Origin of the sequence: Streptomyces sindenensis, assembly GCF_014649035.1 — a bacterium.
Taxonomy (GTDB): Bacteria; Actinomycetota; Actinomycetes; order Streptomycetales; family Streptomycetaceae; genus Streptomyces; species Streptomyces sindenensis.
Map to the genome: position 1 here is coordinate 60,171 of NZ_BMSG01000014.1, position 22,688 is coordinate 82,858.

Here is a 22,688-nt window from a genome sequence, read left to right on the forward strand (position 1 = left end):
CTTTGCATCTCTACTGTCGAAGCATGACGGAGAACGAGAACGCCTCTCACGGCGAGAACGCCCCTCGCCCCCACCGCCACGACGGCACCGACCGGAGGATCCACAACGTCGACTCCCGCACCCTGCGCGCGGTCGCGCACCCTCTACGGCTCCGACTACTGAACACACTGCGGGAGTTCGGCCCGGCCACCGCCTCCAAGCTCGGCGAGCGGCTGGGCGAGTCCAGCGGAGCGACCAGCTACCACCTGCGCCAGCTGGCGGAGAGCGGCATGGTCGAGGACGCCCCGGAGCTGGGCAAGGGCCGTGAGCGCTGGTGGCGGTCGGTGCACGACGGCTCGATGTTCAACGCCGCGGACTTCAAGACGCACGCCGACCCGGAGGTGCGCGGGGCCATCGACTTCGTCCTGCACGAGACGGCCACCGTCCACGCCCAGGAGCTGAACACCTGGCTGGGCACGGTGGGCGACTGGTCGGAGGAGTGGCAGCGGAGCTGGGACCTGAGCGACTTCAAGATCCGCCTCACCCCGGAACTCGCGCTGGAGCTGTCCACGAAGCTCCACGCGGTGGTGGAGAGCTACCGCGACGTCGTCCCCGAGGACACCGAGGGCTCGGCCGTCGTCCGCACCCATCTGCACACGTTCCCGCGCCCCTCCGAATGACCGCGCCGCACACCGCACCTCCCCACCACCCGAAGGGAAGCCCGTTATGGACGCCGACGTCCACCACCTCCTGCATGCGGCCGAGTCGGCCGAACTCCGCTCCAAGGCAGGCGAGTTCCGCCTCCCCCGCACCAGCCTGCGCACCCGGGTCGGCTGGACCCTGGTGAAGGTGGGCCTGCGGCTGACGGCCCAGAGCCGGGAGACGGCCGCGCCCGCGCCTCGCGCTGCCGCCTTCGGTCCGGCGTAACCACCGACTCCGGGGGAAACCATGGGGAACCGCGCCCCGCTCGCCGCCACGCTCGCGGCCAACTCCATCTCCACCGCAGGCACGTCACTGACCCTGATCGGCGTCCCCTGGTTCGTCCTGGAGACCACCGGAAGCGCGGGCCGGGCCGGGGTCGTCGCCTTCTGCGCCACCCTGCCCATCGTCGTCGCCGCGCTGATCGGCGGACCGGTCATCGACCGGTTCGGCCGCCGCCGGACGGCCGTCGTGTCCGACGCCGTCTGCGCGGCCGCCGTCGCAGCGATCCCGCTGCTGCACTTCGCCGGCGCCCTCGACTTCTGGATGCTGTGCGGGCTCATGGCGCTCAACGGGTTCGCCCACACCCCGGGCAACACCGCGCGCTACGTCCTGATCCCGGACCTGGCCGAGCACGCCGGAACCACGCTCCCCCGGGCCGCCAGCCTCTTCGACGCGGTCTCGCGCGGCGCCCGGATGGTCGGCGCGGCCCTCGCCGGGGTCCTCATCGCCTTCGTCGGCGCGGAGACGGTCCTGCTGCTCGACGCGGCGACCTTCGGGCTGTCGGCCCTGCTGATCGCCGCGGGGGTACGGGGCGTGCGCGCGGCCGAACCGCGGAAGGCCGACGCCCCGGTCTCGCTGCGCGCCTACGGCACCGAACTCCGCGAGGGCTACGCCCACGTGCTCGGCAACCGGCTGCTGCTGGCGGTCGTGGTGATGGTGATGTTCATGAACGGCACCGACCAGGGGTGGAACGCGGTCCTGCTCCCGGTGCACGCCGAGGGCGAGCTGAGCGGCGCACCCGCGATCGGACTGCTCACCGCGCTGTTCGGGGCGGGCGGCCTGACCGGGGCGCTGCTGTACGGGGCGGTGGGGCACCGCTTCCCGCGCCGGGCGGTGTTCACGGTGTGCGTGATCCTGTGCGGAGCGCCGAGGTTCCTGGTCGCCGCGGTGACCGGGACGACGCTGCCGCTCGCGGTGACGATGCTGCTCGGCGGGATCGCGGGCGGCGTGCTGAACCCGATCCTGACGACGGTCATCTACGAGCGTGTACCCGACCGGCTGCGCAGCCGGGTGTCGGGGGCGCTGACAGCGGGCTGCGAGTTCGCGATGCCGGTGGGCGGGCTCGCGGCCGGGCTGCTGGTGGAGGGCGCGGGGGCGACGGGGGCGCTGCTGGCGATGGGCGGGGTCTACTTCCTGGCGACGCTGAGCCCGCTGGTGTTCCCGTCCTGGCGGACGCTGGACGACGCTCCGGGGGCGGGCGCCGTACAGAAGGCGCCCTGGCCGCAGCCCGTACCGTCGGAACCGGCCCTGGCACCGGCACCGGTCAGCAGCTCGGCACCTTCCCGCCCGACTCCAGGGCCTTGAGCGAGCCGACCGCGTCCTTGAGCGTGGAGACGGGCACGATCCGCAGCCCCTCGGGCGCCTCGGCCTCCGCCTGACCGCACTCGGCCTTCGGTACGAGGAAGACGCTCGCGCCGTCGCGGTGGGCGCCCTGGACCTTCATCGACACACCGCCGACCGCGCCGACCCTGCCGTCCGCGGTGATCGTCCCCGTACCGGCGATGGTGCGGCCGCCGGTGAGGCCGCCGCCGGAGCCGTTGCCGTCGAGCTTGTCGATGATGCCGAGGGAGAGGAAGAGCCCGGCGCTCGGACCGCCGATGTCGCCGAGGTCCACGTCCACCCGCATCGACCCGGGCTCGCGGTCCAGGTAGTCCAGGGCGGCGTCGACGGCGACGTTCTGCGACTCCTTCATGTCGTCGAGGTTGTGCTTCTCGATCTCCTTCTCGGAGCCGCCGGTGGGGTAGACGGCGTCGCGCGGCATGACCGCCCGGTCGGTCCGGAACCAGCTGTCGAAGACCTCGCCGATGCGGACGTCCGCCTTCGGCCCGGTGGCGAGGATCGTCGTCATCCGCAGCTGCCCGTCGGTGGGCCGGGTCTCGGCCCCGGTGATGGTGATCACCGGCCGTCCGTCGTCCTTGCCGAGCACGTCCGCGGTCACCCCGGGCCGCGCCAGGGTGAACGGCAGCGGCGCGAGGGCCGCCGTACCGAACAGGGCGAGGACGGGGAGTGCGCAGAGGGCGAGGACGCGGGGGCGCGAGAGACGAGAGAGCACGCACCCAATCTAACCGCCGCGCCGGAACGGGAAAGCGCCAGGCGTGCGCCGCCCGGCGCACGCCCCGACGCGTACGCGTCCACCCACCGGAGGGGGACGGCTACGCGCCTACCGCAGCGCGTCCGCCACTTCCCGGGCGGCGTCGAGCACGCGCGGCCCGACCCGTTCCGGTACGGCGTCGGCAAGCATGACAACACCGACGCTGCCCTCGACGCCCGAGACCCCGACGAGGGGCGCGGCCGCCCCGCTGGCGCCGGCTTCGAGTTCGCCGTGGGTGAGGGTGTAGCCGGGGTGGCCGGACTCCGTGGCCTGCCGGGCGGACAGGATGGCCCGGCCCGCGGCGCCCCGGTCCAGGGGATGGCGGAAGCCCGCCCGGTAGGCGACGTGGTAGTCGGTCCACGTGGGCTCGACCACGGCGACCGCGAGGGCGTCGCTGCCGTCGACGAGCGTGAGGTGGGCGGTGGCCCCTATGTCCTCGGCCAGGGAACGCAGCGCGGGCAGCGCCGCTTCCCGGACGAGCGGGTGCACTTGTCTGCCGAGCCGCAGCACACCGAGGCCGACCCGGGCGCGACCGCCCAGGTCGCGGCGTACCAGGGCGTGCTGCTCCAGCGTGGCGAGCAGCCGGTAGACGACGGTCCGGTTGACACCGAGCTTGTTGGACAGCTCGGTCACGGTCAGGCCGTGGTCGGTGTCGGCGAGCAGTTTGAGGACGCGCAGTCCTCGGTCGAGCGTCTGGGAGGTCTCCGCTGTCACGACGCCCTCTCCTCTTCGGGGTGAGCGACGACGGCCTGCTCCGACGGTTGCGACGCCGGTCCCAGCGGCGACGCACGGAGAGGCCGCCGGTCTGGCAAGGCACCGGCTGCGCTCCGCGGCGGCGTTGCCACGGGGCGTTCATATGGCGGGGACAGTAGCGAGCCGGTCCGCTCAGCGGAAGTCCTCGTCCAGAATCCGGTCTCCGGACGCGGGGCCCCGAAACGGCCCACGCATAAGGGCCAGTCAGCGGGACGGCGTCCGGAAAGCGAACATCTACGCGCGTTCACGTGTCACGACTTCGCCGGGTCGACGCGTCCACGGATGTGAACCGGCGTTAACTGCGCGTGAACGGACACCGGAGAAATTTCCCGGGAACGAGGCCCGGAAACGTGGCCCTACGCCCACGGGGAGAGCCGGTAACGCCGTCGGCCCGTGCGGAGGTTGGAACCTCCGCACGGGCCGACGGGACCGACGGGACCGGCGGAACCGACTCGGACGCCGGGGCCGACGGGACCGGCGGGACCGACTCGGACGCCGGGGCCGACGGGACCCACGCGGACGCCGGGGCCAACGGGACCCACGCGGACGCCGGGAAGGAACGGCTGCGGGGTCATGTCATCCGCGTCGCCCACTCCTGGACCTTCGCGATGCGCGTCTGGATCTGGTGGGCGGTGGCCTCCGCGCTCGGCGGGCCGCCGCAGACGCGGCGCAGTTCGTTGTGGATCACGCCGTGCGGCTTGCCGCTCTGGTGGGTGTAGGCGGAGACCATCGTGTTGAGCTGTTTGCGCAGGCTCAGCAGCTGCTTGTGCGTGACCACGGGCCGGGCCTCGGCGGGCTTCTCCAGGAGGTCGGCCTCCTCGGCCGGCTTCTGGCGGCTGTGCGCGATCTGCCGGCTCTGCCGCTTCTGGAGGAGGAGCTGCACCTGGTCGGGCTCCAGGAGCCCCGGGATGCCGAGGTAGTCCTGCTCCTCCTCACTGCCCGGGTGGGCCTGCATGCCGAATTCGGCACCGTCGTACAGCACCCGGTCGAAGACGGCGTCGGACTCCAGGGCCTCGAAGGGCAGCTGGTCCTCGGTCTCCTCGTCCTCCAGCTTCTCGGCGTCGGCGAGGAGCTTGTCCTCCTCCGAGAAGGGGTTCTCCTCGTCGCCGCCCTTCTTCGGCTTGTCGAGGACGTGGTCGCGCTCGACCTCCATCTCGTTGGCGAAGTCGAGGAGCATCGGGATGGTCGGCAGGAAGACGGAGGCCGTCTCGCCGCGCCGGCGGGAGCGCACGAAGCGGCCGACGGCCTGGGCGAAGAAGAGAGGCGTCGAGATGGTGGTCGCGTACACGCCGACGGCGAGGCGCGGCACGTCGACGCCTTCGGACACCATCCGGACCGCGACCATCCAGCGCGACTCGTCCGCGCTGAACTGGTCGATCTTCTTCGACGCGGCCTTCTCGTCGGAGAGGACCACGGTCGCGGACTCCCCGGTGACCTTCTTCAGGATCTTGGCGTACGCGCGGGCCGATTCCTGGTCGGTGGCGATGACGAGGCCGCCCGCGTCGGGGATGCCCTTGCGGACCTCGGTGAGCCGCTTGTCGGCGGCGGCGAGGACGTTGGGGATCCACTCTCCGGTGGGCGCGAGCGCGGTGCGCCAGGCCTGGCCGATGGCGTCCTTGGTCATCGGCTCGCCGAGCCGGGCGGCGATCTCGTCGCCCGCCTTCGTACGCCAGCGCATGTTGCCGCTGTAGCTGAGGAAGATGACCGGGCGGACGACGCCGTCGGCCAGCGCGTTGCCGTAGCCGTAGGTGTAGTCGGCCGAGGAGCGGCGGATGCCGTCGTTCCCCTCCTCGTACTGGACGAAGGGGATCGGGTTGGTGTCCGAGCGGAACGGCGTACCGGTCAGCGCGAGCCGCCGGGTCGCCGGGTCGAACGCCTCCTGGCAGGCCTCCCCCCAGGACTTGGAGTCACCGGCGTGGTGGATCTCGTCGAGGATGACGAGCGTCTTGCGCTGCTCGCAGCGGTTGCGGTGGAGCATGGGGCGGACGCCGACACCGGCGTACGTCACGGCGACCCCGTGGTACTCCTTGCTCAGCGGACCGGCGCTGTAGTCGGGGTCGAGCTTGATCCCTATGCGGGCGGCCGCCTCCGCCCACTGCTTCTTGAGGTGCTCGGTCGGGGCGACGACGGTGACCTGCTGCACGACGTGGTGGTGCAGCAGCCACGACGCGAGGGTCAGCGCGAACGTGGTTTTGCCGGCGCCGGGCGTCGCGACGGCGAGGAAGTCGCGCGGCTGCTCCTGGACGTACCTCTCCATGGCGCCTTGCTGCCAGGCTCGCAGCTTGTTGGCGGTGCCCCAGGGGGCGCGGCCGGGGAAGGCGGGTGAGAGGTGGTGGGAGGCGGTGGTAGTAGTCACGGTCTCCGGTTCGGGGCTCTCGGGTACGTGGGGCGCTGCCCGTACCGCACCCGGCCCGAAGGGCCCGGCCCGCGATACGACAACCGGGCCACCTTACCGGGGGCCCGGTTGAGAACTCGTACGAACAGGCCGCACCGGGGGCGGACGAGACCGTGCTCACATCGCGTCGTGCAGAGCCCTCAGCCGCCCGGCGATCTGGTCCACGTCCTCAAGACTGCCCATGGCCACCTCGATGACGAGTTTGTACGCCTCGTCCTGGTCGACCTCGACCATGTCGGTCCCGTTGATGTCGAGGAACACGACCGTGGACATCCACGCCATGCGCTTGTTGCCGTCGACGAGGGGGTGGTTCACAGCCAGCGACTGCAACAGCCCGGCGGCCTTCTGGAAGAGTTCGGTGTATGCCTCGACACCGAACATCTGCGACTGGGGCCGGTGGACCGCCGAGCTGAGCAGCCCCAGGTCGCGCACCGCGACCTGCTGCCCCCCACAGGCGAGCTCCGCCAGGTCCAGGACTTCCTGGACCGTCAGATACTTCACTACTCCCCCAGCCTCCGCAGCAGATCGGCGTGGCGCACCGCGTACTTCGCACCGAGCCGGCGGACCGATTCCCGGTCGGCCTCGACCTCCAGATAGCGGTCGATCGCCTGAAGCACTATGGCGTGCATGCTGCGCCCCTCCTGCTCGGCGCGGAGCTTCAGCGCCTCTTGCTGGTCCTCACGTATACGCAGATTCATAGCCATACCAAAAAGGTACCACTCATGGGGCCATCGCGGTACCGTCCCTACTTCTCCCGTACGAGCACCCTCGTCGCCACCCACACCCCCACCAGCGCCACCCCCGCCATCGGCAGGAACACGGCCGCGAACGCCCCCGGGTGCGAGCCCGCGGACCCCGCCTGCACCGCCCCGTGCGCGGCCGCGCCCACCGCTCCGCCGCCCAGCGCCGCGAAGGCCGCGCCGCCGGAGGCCAGGAGCAGCACGTTGGAGAGCCCGTCCGAGATCTGGAGGGCGGCGGAGTTGGAGCCCGCCTCCTCGGGGGCCGACAGCTTCAGGAGCAGGACGCTGGTGGAGGCGATCACCATGCCCATCCCGAAGCAGCCGAAGGCCCAGGCGACGGCGACGATCCAGACGGGGACGCCGTCGATCAGCACGGAGGGCGCGACGGCGATCGAAGCGGCGACGAGCAGCATGCCGGTCACCATCAGCCGCTCCCGGTACGGCTCCATGCGCGGCCGGGACTGGACGAACGAACCGAGCGCCCAGGTCGCCCCGCCGACCGCCAGCGACAGCCCGGCCATCGTCGGGGACAGACCGCGCTGGGTGACCAGCATCAGCGGTACGAAGGACTCGGCGGCGATGAACGACCCGGCGGCGATCCCGCGCAGCAGGACCACCGAGGGCAGCCCGCGCGCGGCCCGCACGGTCCCGGTGGGCAGCAGTCCGCGCACGGCGGGCACGAGCAGGGCGGCGCCGGCGGCGGCGGGCAGGAGGGCGAGCCAGTTCAGCTCCTGCCCCGCGTACTGGAGCAGCCCCGCCCCGGCCGAGATCCCGAGGGCGAGCCGGATGCGGCGGCGGTCGTACGGCTCGGTGGCGGCGGCCGGGTCGGCGGGTCCGGAGGCCGTGCGCCGGATCGCCGGGAGGGCCAGGGCGAGCGGGATCACGATGAGGACGGGGATGCCCACGAAGACCCAGCGCCACCCGAGCTGCTCGGTCACCGTCCCGGAGGCGAGCGGTCCCACGACGGAGGGGATCACCCAGCTCGCGGCGAACGCGGCCAGGATCGCGGGCCGGATGTGCTCGGGGTAGGCCCGCCCGATGACGACGTACAGCGCGACGATCACCAGCCCGCCGCCGAGCCCCTGGACGGCCCGCCCCGCGATGAAGACCCACATGCTCGTCGCCGCCCCGGAGAGCAGCAGCCCGACGCCGAACGCGGTGATCCCGGTCGCGAGCGGCTGAAGCGGCCCGCGCCGGTCGGCCCACTGCCCGGAGAGGACCATGGCGAAGAGGCTGGTGGTGAAGTACGCGGAGAAGGCGAAGGCGTAGAGCGGGATCCCGTTCAGCTCGCGGGCGGCGACGGGCATCGCCGTACCGACCGCTGTGGCCTCGAACGCGATGAGGAACACCACGGACACGATGCCGATGCTCAGCGCCCGGTAGGTGCGCCCGAGGACCCCTTCGGCGGCCGCGGCGGGAAGGCCGGACAGCGGGTCCGCGGAGGGGGCGTCGGTCGCGGGCGGCGCGAGGTGTACGGCGTCGGTGCCGTCACGGGGTTCGAGGGCGGTCATGAGGTCAGCGTAAGGGGCATGGGTCGGTTTGAACCCTGTCGATGTACGGTCCCGGGCTCGGCCCTTGGTCGTAGGTCCGGGGCCCGGCTATGAACGGCGTGTGGCAGTCACGTTGCACGGCGGCCGGATTCCTTGAGGCGGGAGCCGGCGGCCCGTAGCGTCGTCGTCAGCAAGGAACAGCGGAACACCGCACCACCCCCGACCGTGTGCCCGAGAGGCTCAGTGGCTCGACTGCAACTCGAGTTACACCGGTTCGAATCCGGTCACGGTCTCCAGCGCAGGGAAGTGGCCGCCCCACGACGGGGGCGGCCACTTCGGCTTCCCCCTGCACGGCGGCCCACCGGGTCGGTCAGCCGGTCTTGAGCGCCTTCATCACCGCACGCGTGTCGCTGATCAGGTCGGCCCGGTAGGCGAGCATCTCGGGCCGGTCCAGCCCGTCGGGCGGACCGGCCCTTCCTTGGTCCATGTCCGGAGGAGACATCCAGGAGGCCAGGGTGAGCGCCACGACGGCACCGCCGTCCACCACCCGCACGCTCATCGATTCGTCCTCCATGACGAGCAGATACGCCAGGTCGCCGAGATCCGGTACGCGCTCCACCCGGTCGACGCCCGTTCCGTCGATCTCGGTCAGAGTGGTGCCCGCCTCGAACTCGGGGCGCGGGTCGGTCTCCTTGTGCAGCTCGGCCGTGAGAGAGGCCTGATAGCCGGTGGACCAGCCCGAGCCCTCGTCGCCGTCCGGCGCCCTGAGCACCGCTGTCGTGAAGTCGACGGTGCAGCGAATGCGATGGAGGGCGGGGTGCTCGATGCCGTCCAGTTCGGTGGCGGGCTCGGCCGGGGGCGCCCCCAGCGCCGTGGCGAGCTCCTTCAGCTCCATCCCGGCGCAGGAGTCGGACTCCACGCGGTAGCCACGCGCGTCCGGCTTGCCGTCGCCGCCGATCCCGTACCCGAAGACGGCCGCGGCCCACACGGCCGACGCGGTCAGCGCCCCGGCGACACCCAAGAGCGCTCCGTGCCCCCGCCGCCGTCCGCCGGCCACAGGCCCTTGCTCCTGATCGAACCCGCTCACGACGTCCGGGGACGAGCCCGGCCCGTCCTCCCCCACCAACTCCGGCTCAGAAATCACGTCGGCACCTCCCCCTGGTCAACGGCCACGGTAGCGGTAGGACTTCTCCCGATTCACGTGGCCGCGGGAAGCCCCCAGGGAATGGCGGGGGGCTTCGCGCACTCCATCCCTGCTGTGGCCTCCCGGGCGAACTTCCTGAGCGATTCCCACCGCAGCTCGGTCCCGAGGCTCGCCTCCGTGGCATCGAACGGGAGCGGCAGATCGGACTCCCGCCGCTCCTTGGCCTCCCGTACGAGTCGGTCAGCCAGTACATCGGTCTCAGGGGTGTCGCTCACCGAGACATCATCGCCCCCGTTGCCTTGACGACCGCCTTTACCCTCTCGGCACCGAGCGATGGCCGTCGTCCGTCCCCTCCTGTGCGGCATCGGCATCAGGAGTCGGTCTCCGCCAAGCGGCTGACCGGCGGAAGTTGGCGCAGCCCCGAGTCCAGCTTCTCGGGGAGACCGGCATTGCCCTCGCACTCCAGTTTCTCGGCCACCGCCAATGACGCGGAGTGGACAACGTGAAGGTTGTCCATCAAGTTCTCCAGAGCATCACCTCGATCCTGCGCTTTGCCCAGTCCTCCGTAGATACGCGCCGGCTCATTTTTCGAGCCATCGAGTCTGGGGCTGACGCATTCAAAATAGATGCCGGCCGAGCGGACGTTGGCTACCGCCTCCTTGCCCAACGAGAACCGCTTCGTCCCTTCAGGGTTCCCTGGGTAATTGACGTCCTGTGGAGCGTATATATGGAAAGCCAAGGTCGTCTCTTCACCACTGCGACTCCCCTTCGCAGCCATCTCGCAGAGCTCTTCTCTTGGCGACCAGCTACGACCGGAGGCATACCCCTTCTGGATCTCTTCGATCACGTCGCCCATGCCACCACTCGCTCGCCGCTCGAAGGACGTCGCGCCCGTCACGGTCTCCACCGTTTTCTCCAGATCACCGGCGAACACCCCGTCGCACACCTCCGCCGCGTTGACGTACGGCGACTGAGGCTCCGGGTCCGACGAACATGCAGTAGCACAGACGGCCAGGAGCAGGCCGGCGATCAGCGTCTTTCCGTTCCGGTTCACACCCATACCTTTCATTGCAGCCCGGGGCAGCCTCAGCCCGTCTCCGGATCCGCACCCTGCTGATTCTCTCGTTCGTTGCCGACCCCGTAGCCCAAAAGCATCGATTCCTTCAGATCCTCTCGGAACTTTGAATCTTCCTTGGTCGTATGAAGAGCGAGGAAATCCTCCATCGGAGCCTCCGCCATCGACTCACCGGAGCGGTAGATGCTGTTCCACTCCTCTCTGGTGAGCTCCTCCGCCTTCTCCTTGCTCTTGTCGACCGAGTTCTCCGAGATATCTCCGACGACCTGGCCGATGACCTGCTCCGCGGCGCCACTGGCCGTGTCGGTCGCCAGAGGAATCAGCACGGCGGCCGCACCCACCGCAGCAGTCGCCGGCAGGAAGGCGACGCCGGCGGCGATCCCCACCCCCGCGCCGAACTCCACCCAGCCCGCGCGTTCGGCCACCGCCTTCTCGTAGTCCTCGTGCTTCTTCATGTTGTCCGCCTGGACCTGATCGGCCCTGGACTGGTCGAGCATGCCCTGCACCTCTGCACCGACCCGGACGGTCGTGCGTGCGGAACCCTCGTCAATGGTTCCGTCGGAACCCACGTGTGTTTCCAGAGCACTTCTGGTGTACGCCTGCTCAGCCGCGGAAAGAGTGGCATAGGCATCGGGGTGCTGGCCAAGAGCACTGAGGAATTGGCGAGCGATCGAACGGGCCTCGTCCCCGTCATCACCGAAGGGGATATGCCCTTCAATATTCTTGGTCGGGGCAAAGACGCTATTCGCGTCGCCCTTGTCCAGGGCCCAGTTGATGTCGTCGATGTATCCCGCGCCCATGACGCCCATGCTGTCCGCCAAGCCCTCCTGGTGCTTGAGCAGGCCCGCATCCGCCCCGTACTTCTCCATGACCTTCTGCATGATCGCGGCATTGTCGGCGTCCCGCTGCACACGCGCGTCCGGCTCGCCCGCCGGGTAGCCCAGGGTCGCCGCCTCCAGGGCATGGCCCAGCGCGTCCGGCATGTACTGGAGAGTGGGTCCCAGCTTGTCCGGGTCGGTGGAGTTGGAGTCCGGGAACGACTCCCACTTCTCGTTTCCGAAGAAATCGAGGTAGTTGTCGATGGCCTCGCCATCCTGCTTGCCGAGGTCGGCCGTGGCGCCTCGATTGACCGTGCCGTCCTCGTTGTAGGCCGTCGGGTCATCGGTGAAGAACTTCTTCGCCGCGTCCGGACTGTTTCCCAGCGCCTCCAGCATGGCGGTGGTCGGGTCGTAGCCGGACCCGTTCTTCCCCGAGGGGTTGTACGGGTTTTCCAGGAAGCCGTTCACCTGCTTGTTACCGGCGAACCGGTACGGATCCTGCTGGTGCAGCTGCGCCACGTGCTCAGCGATCGGGTTGAGGAACTTCGCGTCGTAGTTCCCGTACCGCATGATGCCGCCGAGCAGCTGGTAGCCGTACGGGCCGCCGCTGTTGTCGTACTTGGACAACGGGATCTGCTGGGTTCCCATCTTGCGGAGCTCCGGCCCCCACTCCGCCGTGAACGCCTTGTCGTGCGAAGCGGTGGCCAGGTTGAGGCCGAGGTTGCGCTGGAGCGCCTGGACGTCCGCCAAGCGCTCCTTGTCGACCTTGGCGTAGTCGTTCGTGTCCGTGGCGAGCTGCCCGAAGAAAGCGAGCGCCTTCTCCGGGCCGAGCTTCTCGTAGAAGTTCTTCGCGAACTCCACCGACTTGCCGTTGTCGCGGAGCAGTTCGTTCAGCGCCTGGAGTTCCGCGTGCGTGAGGTCGCGGCCCTTGGACGCCAGGGCGACGGCGCGGGCCGCCTCTTCCTGGTCGAACTTGGTGTACTTCGGGGCGCTGAAGTCCTTGCGGTCGGTGACGTTGGCCTCAAGGCTGTTCTTGAAGGTCACATCGGTGTCGTTGCAGGTTTCGACGATGTGGTCGATCTTCTTCTGCCACGACGCGATGTTCTCCCGCTCCTGCTGGAGGTACTTGCCGAAGTCGGGATCATGACGCGCAGCGTTGTTCTCGGAGATCGGGGAACGCGCCGTGACCTTTCCCCGACCGTCCACCGAGATCCCGGCGGCCGGACCCTCGTGGTCCCGGATGTTGACGAGGTCGTCCTTGGCCTTCTTGAAGGCCGCGTACCCCTCTTCGAGCAGCGCCTTCACGCCCTTGGCCTCGGCGGCGGCGTCCGCGAACTCCTTGACGGTCTTGCCGACGAACGCCTTGGTGACTCCTGCGTTGAGGCCTTCCCAGCTCGCCTTGTTCGCCTTCGCCTTCATCCCGTCCGACGCGTGATCGGCGAGCCTGTCCAGCTTCGTCGCCATTTCCGACCAGTCGTCGGCCGCTGCCTTCAGCTTCCCCAGCGGGGCTTCGACGATGTCCTCGTAACTCAGCATGTGCGCGCTCCCCCGAGCCCTACTTCATGTACTCCGACAGCTTGGAGATCGGCGCCAGATCTCCACCGATCTTCACATCATCCTTCGCGTGCTGCGCCTTGGTGTAATCCAGGTGGTTCGAAATGTGCGCGCAGGAATCCAGCAGCGTCTTGAGATGCTTCTGCCAGAAGTCGTGCACCTTCAGAACCGCCGAGCCGCTCGCGAAGTTGCCATTGGTGAGCGCGGTCGCCGCGTCGAAGGTGGCCGGGCGGGCGTGGTCACCGTCCTTCGACAGTCTCGTCCTGAGCTCATAGGCGTCATTTCCGATAGCTCCGAGATCGTCCCGGTTCACCACCAGGTCCGGTGCGCCGGCACCGCCGCCGCCCTCGGCCGGGGCGCTGTTGATCTGCATGGCACTTCGCTGAGCCGCAGCCGAACGCAGTTCGGCCCATTCCTTCTCGAATGTCACGAATTCCCTCAGGTCTCACCCGTGCGGATTGCCTTCGCGGCAACCGTACCGTCAAGGGAACGGGGCGCATGAGCCGGATCCGGGACTCTTGTCGGCCACGAATATCAGCAAAAAGAGCCGGGTCGGGATATGTCGGCTTCCATTTTGCTGATCCCCGTTGCCAGTCCGTTGGGCGTCATCGCCCTCGTCGGCCCACCGGCGGTCCCGGACCGCGGGACAGCACCGCGGGACAGGACTGCCGAGAGCGGCACTCGTGCCGGAGCGGTCGGCGCGTTCGGGACCGCCGGAGGACCCTCAGCCCTTCGGTGCCGTCGCCACCGCCGCCTGCGGCCTGATCGGGAGGCGGTTGACCGGGCGGCCCGTTGCCGAGCGGACCGCTGAGGCCACCGCTGCCGGGGCCGTGACCACCGGGACCGCCGACGCGGGCTTCGCGCCGAAGGGGGCCACCACGTCGCGTTCCTCGACCAGTTTCACGATGCGGATGTCCGGGGCGTCCAGCGCCGTCGGAAGCGCGTAGCCCGTCAGGTCGGGGTGGCGGATCAGGCCCTTCGCGGTGCGGAGGTTCTCCATGAGGGCCGCGCCGATGCCCTGGGTGATGCCCGCCTCGATGCGGATCGCCAGCTGGGACGGGTTGAGGACGCGGCCCACGTCCTGGGCGACCGCCATCTCGACCACGCGGATCGAGCCCAGCTCGATGTCGACGTCGACCACCGCCCGTACCGCGCAGAACGCGAGGCCGACGAACGCGTCGCCCTGGCCCGCCTCGTCCAGCGGTTCCGTGGGGTGGGGGCGGCACTGGGCGGTGGCCCAGAGTTCCTTGCCGTCCATGGCCTCCATGACGGTGGTGGAGAGCACCCCGTCGTACGAGGTGATCTTGCCGTCGGCGATCTGGAGCAGCTCCGTGGACATGCCGAACTTGTGGGCCAGCGGCTGGAGGAGCTGGGTGCGGACCATCTTCGCCGCGCGCTCCACCGCACCGCCCGACACCCAGGTGTGGCGGCCGTGGGTGGCGGGGCCGGCGGGGGGCTGGTCGGTGTCGACCGCCGCCACGTGGACCTCTTCGACGCCCAGGACCTCCTGGACGATCTGGCGGGCGAGGGTCGTGAAGCCCTGGCCCGTCTCCACCGCCGCGCAGATCACCGTGGCCACCCCGTCGTGGACCCGGACCGTGGCCGTCGAGACCTCGTCCGTGCCCTCGGCGCCGAGCATGTGGACCATGCCGACTCCGTAGCCGACGCCGCGGCGCACCGCCCCCGGCTCCCCCGCGCCCTCGGGGCCGCCCGGCAGCAGCCAGTCGTCCTCCGGGGCGTCCTTGGGGAGGGCGGGGAGCGGGAAGTCGCGTACCGCCTGGAGCAGTTCGGCGACCGGGGCCGGGCAGGTCACCGTCTGGCCCGTGGGCAGGATGTCGCCCGTGGAGAGCGTGTTGCGCAGGCGCAGTTCGGCCGGGTCGATGCCCAGCTTGGCGGCCAGCTTGTCCATCTGGCCCTCGTACGCCGCGCAGACCTGCATCGCGCCCTCGCCGCGCACATGACCGGAGGGCGGGTTGTTCGTCCGGACCGCCCAGCCCTCGATGAAGGCGTGCGGGACGACGTACGGGCCGCAGGCGAACGCCACCGCGGCGGCCAGGGATTCGGAGGAGGCGTCGGCGTACGCGCCCGCGTCCAGGAGGATCTGGGCCTCCACCTTCACCAGCCGGCCCTCCGCGTCCGCGTGGTGGCGGTAGCGCAGGAGGGTGGGGTGGCGGTGGGTGTGGCCGAGGAAGGACTCCTCGCGGCTCGCGGCCAGCTTCACCGGGCAGCCGGTGCGCAGCGCCAGCAGGCCCAGCGGGATCTGGAAGCCCGGGTCCTCGCGGTCGCCCGTCGCGCCCGGCACCCCGGTCACGACGACCTTGACCCGGTCCGGCTCCAGGCCGAAGCAGGCCGCGATCAGATCGCGGTCGGTGTGCGGGTCGGTGGAGGAGGTGTAGATCTCCACGCCGCCGTCGGGCCTCGGCACGGCGAGGCCGGCCTCCGCGCCGATCGGGGCCGGGTCCTGGCGGCCGATGCGGTAGAGGCCCTCGACGACGACCTCGCCCGTCGCCTCCGCGTCGCCGTAGCGCAGCGGGATGTGGCGGATCAGGTTGCCGTCGGGGTGCAGCGGCTCCGCCTCGAACGCCTTCTCCGGGTCCGTGACCGGCTCCAGCACCTCGTACCGCACGGCGATGGCGGCGGCGGCCAGCCGAGCCGTGTCCGGGTGGTCCGCGGCGACCGCGGCGATGGGCTCGCCGTGGTGGCGGACCAGGTCGGAGGCGAACACCGGGCGGTCCACCACATGGCGGCCGTAGTTGCTCTCCCCCGGCACGTCCTCGTGCGTGACGACGGCCCGCACCCCGGGCATCTCCTCGGCGCCCGAGGTGTCGATGGACAGGATCCGCGCGTGCGGGTGCGGGGAGCGCAGCACGGCCGCCCACAGCAGGCCCTCGGCCCAGAGGTCGGCGGCGTACGGGAAGGTGCCCTCGGTCTTCGCCCGGGCGTCTGCGGCCGGGAGCGATGCCCCGAGGCCCGTCCGGGGCTGCTCCAGGTCCTGGTCCGAGCCGCCGCCGGGACCGCCGCTCAGCGCGTCGATCCTGGGCAGGCTGGTGCTGGTCGCGTTGGCCGCGGTGGCCGCGTCGCTGCTCACGCCGCCTCCTTGTCGATCCCGTGGTGCTGCCGGTGATGCGTGTGCCGCTGCTGGACGGCGGGGCCGCGGGCGTGCCTCACAGCGCCTCTCCCTCGTGCGGGTGGGGGCCCTGCTGCACGCCGCCGGCGCCCGGCTCGGCCTGGTGCGGGATGCGCGCCTCGTCCGGGTCCGCCGTGGCCGCCGCCTCGGCGTTCGCCTCGCGGGCCGCGACGACGTCCGCCACCGCGTCGAGCACGCCCCGGTAGCCGGAACAGCGGCAGAGGTTGCCGCAGAGCGCCTGCCGGGTCTCCAGCTCGGTGGGGGCGTGGTTGCCCTCCAGCAGGTCGTGGACGGTCATCGCCATGCCGGGGATGCAGAAGCCGCACTGGACGGCTCCGCAGGCGGACAGGGCGCGCTGGACGTCGGACGGTTCGCCGTCGACGGCCAGACCCTCGACCGTACGCACCTCGCTGCCCGCCGCCGTGGCCGCGGGCACCAGGCACGAGGCGACCAGCCGGCCGTCGACCTGGACGTTGCACGCGCCGCACTCGCCCTGCGAGCAGCCGTCCTTGGCCCCGGCCAGGCCCAGGCGCTCGCGGAGCACGTAGAGCAGGGACTCGCCGATCCAGGCGTCGCTGACCGGGCGGTCCACGCCGTTCACGTGGAGCAGGTACGACGCGGCGGGGTGCTCGCTCGGTACGTCGGGGAGGGCCAGGGGCTCCTCGGGGAGGGCCAGGGTCTCCTCGGGCAGGGCCAGGGTCTCCTCGGGCAGGGCCAGGGGCTCCTCGGGGAGGACGGAAGCCTCGTCGAGGGGGGCGGGGGCCTCGTCGGTGGGGGCGAGGGGGGCGTCGGCGGCAGCGGCGGGGGCGGTGTCGGGGAGTGAGGGGGCCTCCGCCTCCGGTTCCGGCTCCGCGTCCGCGTCCGCGTGCTGTTCCGCTTGCGCCGCCGGGAGCGTCTCCGCTTCGCCCTCCTCGGATACGGTCCCCCGGGCTTCGGGCGCCGCCACCGGGGCCTCCGCCTCCGGTACGGGCTGGGCCTCCGGTACGGGAGGGGCCTCCGGTACGGGCTGGGCCTCCGGTACGGGAGGGGCCTCCGGTTCCGGTGTCGCCCAGGGGGCGGGCGCGCCGCCGGGCAGCGTCGCCGGGCGGGCGCTGTCCGCGTACCACTGCGGAGTGTGCGCCGACGCCAGGAACTCGCCCGATTCGTCCGGGAGATCCCCGTCCGCGACCGGGATCGTCCACTGACCCGTATGGCCGGAGTGACCCGTGGGGGCGGAGTGGGCCGTGGGGGCTGAGGGGGCCGAGGTCGGGGCCCCCCCGGTCGCCTGTGCCGCTTCCGGGGCCGCCGATGCCGTCTCTCCCAGGGCCTCGGTGAAGTTCCACTGGGCCGTGGCGTGCGAGGTGCCCTCGTACGGGCCCTGGTAGCCGCCGGGCACCCCGCCCTGCTGGTTGGGGTCCGGCCAGTGGACCGCGCCGGTCTCCTGCGCGGCGGCCTCGTGCGCTGCCGCCGCCTCCTGGGCGCGCTGCTCGGCCTGCGCCTGCTGTGTCTGCGTCTGGATGACCCAGCTGCCCGTCGCCGCCGGGTCCAGACCGGCGGCCGGGGTCAGCGGCACGATCATCGGCGGGACGTACCCCTGGCCCGGCGCGGCCAGCGGGATGTTCGCCAGGTCCTCCGGCGGGAGGTGGACGAAGGCGGTGGCGTCGGCCGCGGTGGCGTCGGCGTCGAAGCCGTCGCCCTGCGGGGTCGGCTCCCAGCCGCCGTACCGCGGGTCCGGGCCCTCGGAGTCGCCCTGCCCGTGCTGCGGGTGGGGGTTTTCCTCAGTGCTCACGACAGTGCCCTCCCCAGTGCGCGTCGGGCGAGCGCGGCGACCGTGCGCCGCAGGTGCAGGACGGCCGGGGACAGCGGCGGGGCCTCTGATCCGTCGGCCGGTGGTGCGTGGTCCGGGATGCAGGCCGCGGCGACGTAGTCGCCGAAGGCGGCCAGCGCGTCGGGGGCCAGGCCCCGCTCGCCGTCCCAGTCGATCAGCGAGGCGATCCACTGCTCCGCCTCCAGCGGGCGCAGCGGCATCGGGGCGATGGCGCCGACCGCGCAGCGCACGCCCCGGCGGGCCGGGTCCAGGACGATCGCGACGGAGGCGGTGGCGCGGCCGGGACCGGTGCGGCCTGTGGCCTTCAGGAACACCTGCGGGGCGTGCAGCAGCGGTACGCGGACGAAGCCGATCAGCTCCGCGGGCTCCAGCAGTTCGCGACCCGCCAGCAGGTGCGAGACGGGGATCTCGCGGCGGGCGCCGTCGGGGCACGCGATGACGAGCTCGGCCTCCAGGGCGGCCAGCACCGGCAGGGAGTCGCCGGTGGGCGCGGAGGTGACGATGTTGCCGCCGAGCGTGCCCGCGTTGCGGATCTGGGGCGGGCCGGCGGCGCGGGCGGAGGCCGCGAGGGCGGGGATGAGGGCGGCGAAGTCCGGGCGGCCCATCCGGGCGTGGGTGAGTCCGGCGCCCAGGAGGGCGTGTCCGTCCTGGTAGTGCCAGCCGCGCAGCTCGCTGATCCGGCCGAGGCCGACCAGGCCGGAGGGGCGCAGCAGCCCCTTGTTGACGGCTGCCATCAGGTCCGTGCCCCCGGCAACCGGAACGGCTGCGGGCATGGCGCCGAGAGCCGCCACGGCCTCGTCCAACGAGGCCGGCAGCGTCACCGACTGCGTCGCCTGCGGTGCGTGCGTGGTCAACCCAGCTGCCCCTTCCCGGTGTCCCGGCGCTCTGGCCTGTTCCGCCGTACGGTACGTGTTCACAGCCCGGACGTGGCAACTCTGGCACATCTTCCGATCGGTCCGGCGCGAGGGTCCGCGAAGGGTGGATCCGTCCCTGACCTGCAAGATGTTCCGGTTTCGCATGTCTTCGGCGGGGAAGGTGAATTGCCACTCTTCAGCGAGGCTTGTACGACTTATACGGTTCGCGCCCCGGATCCGTTCCCGGACGCGCGTCGGCCGCAGCGGTCCCGGTGGGGGCGCCCCGAAAGGCACCCCGGAGGACGGCTGCGGCCGACGGGGCCGGTGCGCGGGTCACACCACCGGAGGCTCCCCCTCCCGCGGGAAGCCGAGGACTCCGGGGCGCTGCTGGCGGGGGTACGGGCCGCCAGGCGGGCGGTAGTCGACACCGAGGGCGTCGAGGCGGGCGTAGTGGACGGCCATCCGGGCGTCGAAGGCGTCGAAGTCCCGGTCGGCCGGGGCGGGCAGGGCGGACCAGGCGACCTCGGCGAAGGCGGCGAGGCGCGGGAAGACCTGGTAGTCGACGCGGTCCCGGTTCTGCATGACCTCGGTCCACACGTTGGCCTGGGTGCCCAGGATGTGACGGGCCGCCTCCTCGCTCAGGCCCGGCGGGACGGGCTCGAAGCGGTAGACGTCCTGGAGGGTCCGTACGTACCCGATGGGCATCGGCTCGTCGGGGCCGCCGTCCTGACGGTGGTCCAGGTACACCTGCTGCTCGGGGCACATGACGACGTCGTGCCCGGCCTCGGCGGCCGCGATGCCCCCGCCGTAGCCGCGCCAGGAGGAGACCGCGGCCCCTTCGGCGAGGCCGCCCTCCAGGATCTCGTCCCAGCCGATGAGGCGGCGGCCCCGGGCGGTGAGCCAGGCGTCGAAGTGCCGGATGAACCAGGACTGGAGGCCGTCCTCGTCCTTCACGCCGAGTTCGGCGATCCGGGCCTGGGCGAGCGGGGACTCCTTCCACTGGTCCTTGGGGCACTCGTCGCCGCCCATGTGGACGAAGGGCGAGGTCGCGGCGGGGAAGAGCTCCAGCACCTCCTCCAGGACGCCCTCGAAGAAGCGCAGGGTGGTGTCGGTGGGGGCGAGGACGTTCGGGCTGACGCCCCAGGTGTCCCAGACGGTGAGGGCGGCGGTGTCGACGACGTCGGTGTTGCCCAGCTCGGGGTAGGCGCTGATCGCGGCCTGGGAGTGGCCCGGGATGTCGATCTCGGGGACGACCCGGATATGCCGCTCGGCGGCGTAGGAGACGATCTCGCGGATGTCGTCCTGGGTGTAGAAGCCGCCGTAGGGGGTCTCGTCCCACAGCTCGGAGGCCCGGTGGCCGTATTTGGTGCGCGAGCGCCAGGAGCCGGCCTCGGTGAGGCGGGGGTAGCGCTTGATCTCGATACGCCACCCCTGGTCGTCGGTGAGGTGGAAGTGGAAGACGTTCAGCTTGTGGGCGGCGAGCAGGTCCAGGTAGCGCAGGACGTCGTCCTTGGGCAGGAAGTGCCGGGAGACGTCGAGCATCATGCCGCGCCAGCCGAAGCGGGGTTCGTCCTCGACGACGACCGGCGGGACCTTCCAGGTGCGGCCGCGGGTGAGGGGGGCGCGGCGGAAGGCGTCGGGGCCGAGGAGCTGACGGAGGGTCTGCGCGCCCCGGAAGACGCCCGCCGCCGTACCGCCCGTGACGCGTACGGCGTTCGCCTCGACGGCCAGGCGGTAGCCCTCGGGGGCGAGCGACTCGTCGAGGGCCAGCACGATGCCCTGGCCGGTCGAGCCGGTTCCGGAGCCGTCGCCCGCGCCCGTGCCGGTGCCGTCGCCCTCGGGCAGGGGCAGTCCGGTGGGCGGGCCGAGCGTGGCGCGCAGCCAGCGGGCGACGCCCTCGGTGCCCGGTGCGGCGGTCAGCGGGGTCGTGTAGCCGAGCGGGTAGGGCCCGGCGGGGGCCGCGGTCAGGGTGCGCGGGGCCGGGATCAGACCGAGGGCGGCGGCGTCCACGGCGCCCGGGGAGGGGGAGTTCTCGGGTGTCATGACGTCAGTCCTTAACCGCTCCGCCCAGTCCGGAGACGAGGCGTCGCTGTACGAGTACGAAGAAGACCAGGACGGGGATGGTCATCACGGTCGAGGCTGCCATGATCCCTCCCCAGTCGTTCTCGTCCGGCTTGAAGAAGACCAGCAGCGCCATCGGCAGCGTCGACTGGGAGGTGTCGCTGATGATGAACGACTTCGCGAACAGGAAGTCGTTCCAGGTGGTGATGAAGGAGAAGACGCTCGTGGCGACCAGGCCGGGGAAGACCAGCGGGAAGAGGATCTGCCACAGGAAGCGGGTGCGGCTGGCGCCGTCGATGCAGGCGGCCTCCTCCAGGGCCTCGGGGACGGCCTTGACGAAGCCGCGCAGCATCCAGATGGCGAACGGCAGCGAGAAGGCGAGGTGCGGCAGGATCAGCGAGCCGAGCGTGTTCAGCTGGCCGAAGTCCCGCATCAGGAAGAACAGCGGGATGGTCAGCGCCTCCACCGGCACCATCTGCGCCACCAGGAACATGATCAGCAGCGTGGTGCGGAACCTGAAGCGGAAGCGGGTCACGGCGGTGGCGGCCAGGAAGGCGACCAGCGCGGAGAGGATGACGACCGTGCCCGCCACCAGCAGGCTGTTGAGGAAGTAGCGGCCGAAGTCCTGCTGTTCGAAGACCCGGCGGAACGAGTCGAGCGAGGGGGCCAGCGTCCAGGGGCGGGCCTCGGTGGACTGGATCTCCCCGGCCGGTTTGAAGGCGGAGAGCACCATCCAGTACAGCGGGAAGGCGACCGCGACGGCGATGAGCAGGGCGGCGGCCTCGGCCATCAGCCGGCCGGGGCGCTTGACGCCCAGAAGCGTGCGTGCGCTCACAGTTCCTCCCCCTGGCGCCGCACCAGGCGCAGATAGACCAGCGTGACGGCCAGCAGGATCACCAGCATCACGACACCGATCGCCGATCCGAGGCTGTACTGCGAGGAAGCGAACGCCTTCTGGTACGCGTACACGTTGAGCACCAGGTTCTGGCCGGCGATACCGCCGCCGTTGGTCATGACGTAGATCTGGGTGAAGACCTTGAAGTCCCAGATGATCGACTGGATGGTGACGACGATCAGGATGGGCTTGAGCATCGGCGCCATGATGGTGCGCCAGATCCGCCACTGCGACGCGCCGTCCAGCGAGGCGGCCTCCAGCACCTCGGTGGGGATCGCCCGGATGCCCGCGTACACGGTGACCATCACGAACGGGAACGAGCACCACAGGACTTCGAGGAGGACGAGCGCGAAGGCGCTGTAACGGCCGTACGTCCAGGAGAAGTCGCCGAGCCCGAGCACCTTGTTGACCGGTCCGAAGTCGGGGTCGAAGAGAAAGACCCAGACGGTGGAGCCGGTGATCGCGGGGGTCGCCCAGGCGCCGAGCGCGGCCATCATCAGCGCCAGCCGGGGCAGGGCGCGGATGCGGGTGAGCAGGACGGCGAGCGCGCAGCCGACGGCCAGGGTGGAGATCACGCAGGCCGCGGCGAAGAGCACGGTGGCGAGGAGGACCTGCCAGAACTGGCTGTCGTTGAAGAGGGTCGCGTAGTTGCCGAAGCCCTGGAAGGTGGTGGGTTCGCCGCCGCTGACCTGGGCCTGGGTGTATTCGAGGAACGAGATCAGGCCGAGCTGGTAGATCGGGTAGACCAGCAGGCCGGCGAGCAGGACGAGGGCCGGCAGGAGGTAGAGCCAGGGCGTCCAGCCGGAGTGCCCCCTGGGGGAGACGGACCGGCCGCGCCGGGGCGGGCGGGCGGCCGGAGTGGCGCCGCCCGCCCCGGCCGCGCCCGCGGGCGCGGCCTTGAGCGGTGAGGTGTGCGTGGTCAT

At 71.2% G+C, this 22,688-nt stretch carries 20 protein-coding genes and 1 tRNA gene; 4 read left to right on the top strand and 17 right to left on the bottom strand.

The window, feature by feature from the left end; all coding sequences use genetic code 11:
- Window positions 1–23 precede the first annotated feature (23 nt).
- Genes IE145_RS17310 through IE145_RS17320 form a run of 3 tightly spaced genes read left to right on the top strand, consistent with a single transcriptional unit; the run spans window position 24 to window position 2,265 of the window.
- Window positions 24–659, top strand: a complete 636-nt coding sequence (locus tag IE145_RS17310) for a winged helix-turn-helix domain-containing protein (RefSeq protein ID WP_189525931.1) — start codon at window positions 24–26, stop codon at window positions 657–659.
- Window positions 660–705: 46 nt separating this feature from the next.
- Window positions 706–906 (top strand): hypothetical protein, encoded by a 201-nt coding sequence (locus tag IE145_RS17315; protein ID WP_189525932.1) that lies wholly within the window; start codon window positions 706–708, stop codon window positions 904–906.
- A 21-nt stretch (window positions 907–927) separates the two neighbouring features.
- Window positions 928–2,265: an MFS transporter gene (locus IE145_RS17320; protein WP_189525933.1), complete on the top strand. Its 1,338-nt coding sequence runs from the start codon at window positions 928–930 to the stop codon at window positions 2,263–2,265.
- On the opposite strand, the gene IE145_RS17325 is transcribed toward IE145_RS17320, so the two are convergent.
- The 6 genes from IE145_RS17325 to IE145_RS17350 all read right to left on the bottom strand — a co-directional run bounded on the left by IE145_RS17325 (window position 2,225) and on the right by IE145_RS17350 (window position 8,451).
- The gene (locus IE145_RS17325; protein ID WP_189525934.1) at window positions 2,225–3,013 is read right to left on the bottom strand and encodes a S16 family serine protease; all 789 of its coding nucleotides are present in this window, start codon (window positions 3,011–3,013) and stop codon (window positions 2,225–2,227) included. The two genes, IE145_RS17320 and IE145_RS17325, sit on opposite strands and share 41 nt — an antisense overlap.
- A 108-nt stretch (window positions 3,014–3,121) precedes the next feature.
- Window positions 3,122–3,766 carry an IclR family transcriptional regulator gene (locus tag IE145_RS17330; RefSeq protein ID WP_030591826.1) on the bottom strand — a complete coding sequence of 215 codons (645 nt, stop codon included), beginning with the start codon at window positions 3,764–3,766 and terminating at the stop codon, window positions 3,122–3,124.
- Window positions 3,767–4,376: 610 nt separating this feature from the next.
- Window positions 4,377–6,161, bottom strand: a complete 1,785-nt coding sequence (locus IE145_RS17335) for a DEAD/DEAH box helicase (RefSeq protein ID WP_189525935.1) — start codon at window positions 6,159–6,161, stop codon at window positions 4,377–4,379.
- A gap of 156 nt (window positions 6,162–6,317) precedes the next feature.
- On the bottom strand, window positions 6,318–6,701 hold the full coding sequence (locus IE145_RS17340; protein WP_189525936.1) for a type II toxin-antitoxin system death-on-curing family toxin: 384 nt from the start codon (window positions 6,699–6,701) through the stop codon (window positions 6,318–6,320).
- Window positions 6,701–6,898: a ribbon-helix-helix protein, CopG family gene (locus IE145_RS17345; RefSeq protein WP_032775118.1), complete on the bottom strand. Its 198-nt coding sequence runs from the start codon at window positions 6,896–6,898 to the stop codon at window positions 6,701–6,703. Before IE145_RS17345 ends, IE145_RS17340 begins: the two co-directional genes overlap by 1 nt.
- A 47-nt stretch (window positions 6,899–6,945) precedes the next feature.
- Complete coding sequence (locus IE145_RS17350) at window positions 6,946–8,451, bottom strand: MFS transporter (RefSeq protein ID WP_189525937.1); 1,506 nt, start codon at window positions 8,449–8,451, stop codon at window positions 6,946–6,948.
- A 200-nt stretch (window positions 8,452–8,651) separates the two neighbouring features.
- Here IE145_RS17350 and IE145_RS17355 point away from each other — a divergent pair.
- Window positions 8,652–8,726: transfer RNA gene (locus IE145_RS17355), tRNA-Cys, on the top strand.
- A 74-nt stretch (window positions 8,727–8,800) separates the two neighbouring features.
- On the opposite strand, the gene IE145_RS17360 is transcribed toward IE145_RS17355, so the two are convergent.
- The 11 genes from IE145_RS17360 to IE145_RS17410 form a co-directional block, all read right to left on the bottom strand.
- On the bottom strand, window positions 8,801–9,574 hold the full coding sequence (locus IE145_RS17360; protein WP_189525938.1) for a hypothetical protein: 774 nt from the start codon (window positions 9,572–9,574) through the stop codon (window positions 8,801–8,803).
- Between the two features lie 53 nt (window positions 9,575–9,627).
- Entirely contained in the window at window positions 9,628–9,849 is a 222-nt protein-coding gene (locus IE145_RS17365) for a hypothetical protein (protein WP_189525939.1), read from the bottom strand.
- Between the two features lie 95 nt (window positions 9,850–9,944).
- A complete protein-coding gene (locus tag IE145_RS17370) occupies window positions 9,945–10,628 on the bottom strand; it encodes a hypothetical protein (RefSeq protein ID WP_189525940.1) in 684 nt (227 codons plus the stop codon).
- A 32-nt stretch (window positions 10,629–10,660) separates the two neighbouring features.
- Complete coding sequence (locus IE145_RS17375; RefSeq protein ID WP_189525941.1) at window positions 10,661–13,003, bottom strand: hypothetical protein; 2,343 nt, start codon at window positions 13,001–13,003, stop codon at window positions 10,661–10,663.
- 19 nt (window positions 13,004–13,022) lie between these two features.
- A complete protein-coding gene (locus IE145_RS17380; RefSeq protein WP_189525942.1) occupies window positions 13,023–13,451 on the bottom strand; it encodes a hypothetical protein in 429 nt (142 codons plus the stop codon).
- Between the two features lie 294 nt (window positions 13,452–13,745).
- Window positions 13,746–16,109, bottom strand: coding sequence for a xanthine dehydrogenase family protein molybdopterin-binding subunit (locus IE145_RS17385; protein ID WP_189525943.1), 2,364 nt, complete (start codon window positions 16,107–16,109; stop codon window positions 13,746–13,748).
- 76 nt (window positions 16,110–16,185) lie between these two features.
- Window positions 16,186–17,916 (bottom strand): (2Fe-2S)-binding protein, encoded by a 1,731-nt coding sequence (locus IE145_RS17390; RefSeq protein ID WP_189525944.1) that lies wholly within the window; start codon window positions 17,914–17,916, stop codon window positions 16,186–16,188.
- Entirely contained in the window at window positions 17,913–18,809 is an 897-nt protein-coding gene (locus tag IE145_RS17395) for an FAD binding domain-containing protein (protein WP_189525945.1), read from the bottom strand. The genes IE145_RS17390 and IE145_RS17395 overlap by 4 nt, the downstream gene beginning before the upstream one ends.
- A gap of 333 nt (window positions 18,810–19,142) precedes the next feature.
- A complete protein-coding gene (locus IE145_RS17400; RefSeq protein WP_189525946.1) occupies window positions 19,143–20,852 on the bottom strand; it encodes a beta-N-acetylhexosaminidase in 1,710 nt (569 codons plus the stop codon).
- 4 nt (window positions 20,853–20,856) lie between these two features.
- A complete protein-coding gene (locus IE145_RS17405) occupies window positions 20,857–21,705 on the bottom strand; it encodes a carbohydrate ABC transporter permease (protein WP_189525947.1) in 849 nt (282 codons plus the stop codon).
- The gene (locus tag IE145_RS17410) at window positions 21,702–22,688 is read right to left on the bottom strand and encodes a carbohydrate ABC transporter permease (protein ID WP_189525948.1); all 987 of its coding nucleotides are present in this window, start codon (window positions 22,686–22,688) and stop codon (window positions 21,702–21,704) included. Before IE145_RS17410 ends, IE145_RS17405 begins: the two co-directional genes overlap by 4 nt.

Bases quoted from the DNA above. Each gene is read 5' to 3' on its own strand.
- IE145_RS17310 (WP_189525931.1), top strand. From the start codon at position 24: ATGACGGAGAACGAGAACGCCTCTCACGGCGAGAACGCCCCTCGCCCC.
- IE145_RS17315 (WP_189525932.1), top strand. From the start codon at position 706: ATGGACGCCGACGTCCACCACCTCCTGCATGCGGCCGAGTCGGCCGAA.
- IE145_RS17320 (WP_189525933.1), top strand. From the start codon at position 928: ATGGGGAACCGCGCCCCGCTCGCCGCCACGCTCGCGGCCAACTCCATC.
- IE145_RS17345 (WP_032775118.1), bottom strand. From the start codon at position 6,898: ATGAATCTGCGTATACGTGAGGACCAGCAAGAGGCGCTGAAGCTCCGC.
- IE145_RS17350 (WP_189525937.1), bottom strand. From the start codon at position 8,451: ATGACCGCCCTCGAACCCCGTGACGGCACCGACGCCGTACACCTCGCG.
- IE145_RS17375 (WP_189525941.1), bottom strand. From the start codon at position 13,003: ATGCTGAGTTACGAGGACATCGTCGAAGCCCCGCTGGGGAAGCTGAAG.
- IE145_RS17400 (WP_189525946.1), bottom strand. From the start codon at position 20,852: ATGACACCCGAGAACTCCCCCTCCCCGGGCGCCGTGGACGCCGCCGCC.
- IE145_RS17410 (WP_189525948.1), bottom strand. From the start codon at position 22,688: ATGACCACGCACACCTCACCGCTCAAGGCCGCGCCCGCGGGCGCGGCC.